The organism is Mangrovactinospora gilvigrisea (genome assembly GCF_001879105.1).
Classification (GTDB): domain Bacteria; phylum Actinomycetota; class Actinomycetes; order Streptomycetales; family Streptomycetaceae; genus Mangrovactinospora; species Mangrovactinospora gilvigrisea.
Genome location: NZ_MLCF01000055.1, coordinates 1 through 2,459, shown reverse-complemented (window position 1 = coordinate 2,459; position 2,459 = coordinate 1). Strand labels below are relative to the sequence as shown.

Here is a 2,459-nt window from a genome sequence, read left to right as displayed (position 1 = left end):
GACTCCTGCTCCCCGTCTACGGCCGCGAGATCACCACCGCGAGGCCGTGGTGTCCTGAATGGCATCAGCACCCCGAGGCCGTCGCCCGCCTCCATGCCCTCTGGCTGGCCTGGCAGCAATACACCGCCCCCTCAGCCGGCCTCGCTGGCCCCTCCATGTTCCACCGCGACCACCTCGACCCTGCGCTGCTGCAACTCCGCAGCGCAGACGGGCCATTCGCCGCTTGCACGACCAATGTAAACCGCCCGACGCACCGCCTCCTCGCCACGGTTGCCGACCTCGCGTGACCAAGGTGAGCAGAAGTCGAGCTGGCGTCTGGGCCTGTAGACCATGGCGGGGTTAGCCCGCCTTAGAGATCGTCCGAGACGCGAGGGCCTGCCCTCGCTGGCCTCTCCGCTCGTCTCCGAACCATCCGAGGACCCGGCTGATCGCCCAGCGCGATTCCAACGTTTTAGTCAAGATAACTGCCGTGGAACAGACCATCGAATCCGAGCGCGCGGTCCGTGCTGTCCGCGTCGCTCCAGTCGCGCTCGGGGCTCTTGCACTGAGTGATGATGTCGAATGGTGAGAGCCTGGGCTCGTGCCATTCGTGACCGCAGCGGCATCGGACGTAGATCCATTCCCGGAAGCGAAGCACCAGCCAGTCCCGCCGGGCCTCACACTCGCCGCAGCGAACAAGCCCATCAAGAACGGCCAGTTCACCTGCACAGAGCGAGATGTACACCACGGGCTGGGCATCAGAGACCGCCTCGTACGATGCCTCGCCGTGCGCATGGCCGTCAGACTCGATCATCCCAGATCCCTAGGTGACCATAGGCAGCACGGGTTGCGCTGCCGTGTGTATGCACCTCTTGGCCCGATTATCGGTGTGGTCGGCGAGAGGATCCACCCGAATCGGTGTGAACTTCAGCCGACATGGTCCCGGAGTTGGAAGGTGCCATCCGCTCGCGATCACCCTGCGCCTGATCGGGTCGTCGCTGGCGCGTGAGGCGCTGTATCCGCCACACGAGGACTTCTGAGACTGCGTCAGCCGACTCAAGCTCCCGGTCGGCGGCGGCCTCCCGCAGCACGGCAATGGGATCGTCCCCTGCCGCGGCCCGCGCGCGCAGGACGGCGGCGAGCGCCGGCCATGCGGCTTCGGCGAGGACCTGCTCGGCGCGCTCCGGGATGCCTGCGCGGATTGCTGAGGTGAGGTGCATGAGGTCCGCGTCGGACAGGGCGCGGCCCTGAGCGTGCCATGCCGCCAGCGGCCGCCTGGCTGCGCTTGCGTAGGCAGTGCGCAGGTGCGCGGTAGCGACCTGGGCGGCGGCTGCTTGCTGGAGATGGTGGTGGGTGAAGTGCCAGGCAGCGACGGCGAGGGCAAGCTGGACCAGGGTGGACAGGAGCATGGCCGTGGCCTCCTGGTCATCGCCGCGGCCAAGGGCGCTTCCGGCGCGGGCCAGATCCCGCGCCGCGCGGGCGAGGTCACGGGCGCCGGCGTGCCGGGGCGCAACCGGAATGCGGGTAGCGCGCTCAAAGGCTCGTGCAGCATCGCCTAGTTGGGTGTCGTTGGTGGTGGAGGCAAGGGCGTCGAGGAGGGCTCCGGTTGCGGTCAGGGCAGCAGCGGCGTCCGCGTCGCTGGTTGAGCGGTGGCTGAGTTGGCCCAATGCGGCCTCGGCCGCCCGCGTGGCTGCGTGGCGGGCGGTGGACGGGCGCCGGGGTGCCGTTGACCGCTCGCCTGGTCCGGTGCCGCTTAGCCACTGGCGGACCTTAGGAAGGGAGAGGTCGGGAGCGAGCGTACTACCGGGATACCAGACGGGTTGGCCGTGGCGGTTGCGGTCTCCGGGCAAGGCCAGGGAGTAGCCGAGCAGGTCCCCGGAGGGGGCGTGGCGGACTTTGACGCGCACGCCCGCCGCGCGCAGGCGCTGGAGGTAGTCCGTGTCGCTGTCGGCAGCGGCCAGGCACTGGCGGGCGGTGGTGCGCAGCTGCTCGCGGGCGGTGGTGGTCCGTCCGGTGCGGCGGGCCTTGTGCTGTTCGGCACTGGTGGGGCGTTTGGAGTGGGTGCCGTCGCCGGGGTTGAGGCGGCGCAGGCCGTACTCGATCTCGATGCGGCGGCATTCGGCTTGGATGTGGAGGGCGTCGCGGTGGAGGGTGGGGCGGCGGCCGTCTTGGCGGACGGTGGTGGCCACGATGTGGATGTGGTCGTCGGCGTGCCGGACGGCGATCCAGCGGCAGGCGTCGTCGTCGCCGTGGGGGGCGATGCTGGCCGCGGCGACCAGGCGGCGGGCGATGTGCTCCCAGTCCGCGTCGGTCAGGATCCGGTCTTCGGGGGCGGCGCGGACCGGGCAGTGCCAGACGTGGCGGGCCAGGGGCTTGCCGGTGCGGGCGGTGCGGTCCTTGACTGGGGCGTCCAGGACGGTCGCCAGGTGGGCAAGGGTGGCGTCCTGCTGGCGTGTCAAGTACTGGGTTTGATGGAGAGT

The 2,459-nt window shown here is 69.9% G+C and carries 3 protein-coding genes; 1 reads left to right on the top strand and 2 read right to left on the bottom strand.

Annotated elements, in window-relative coordinates; all coding sequences use genetic code 11:
* Positions 1 to 287 (top strand): DUF4913 domain-containing protein (locus BIV57_RS11605; RefSeq protein ID WP_139275613.1); only part of this gene is annotated, 287 nt, incomplete at its 5' end.
* Between the two features lie 164 nt (positions 288 to 451).
* On the opposite strand, the gene BIV57_RS11600 is transcribed toward BIV57_RS11605, so the two are convergent.
* A complete protein-coding gene (locus BIV57_RS11600; protein ID WP_071656663.1) occupies positions 452 to 793 on the bottom strand; it encodes a hypothetical protein in 342 nt (113 codons plus the stop codon).
* Between the two features lie 67 nt (positions 794 to 860).
* On the bottom strand, positions 861 to 2,459 hold a 1,599-nt coding region (locus BIV57_RS11595), incomplete at its 5' end, for a relaxase/mobilization nuclease domain-containing protein (RefSeq protein ID WP_071656662.1).

Bases quoted from the DNA above. Each gene is read 5' to 3' on its own strand.
- BIV57_RS11600 (WP_071656663.1), bottom strand. From the start codon at position 793: ATGATCGAGTCTGACGGCCATGCGCACGGCGAGGCATCGTACGAGGCG.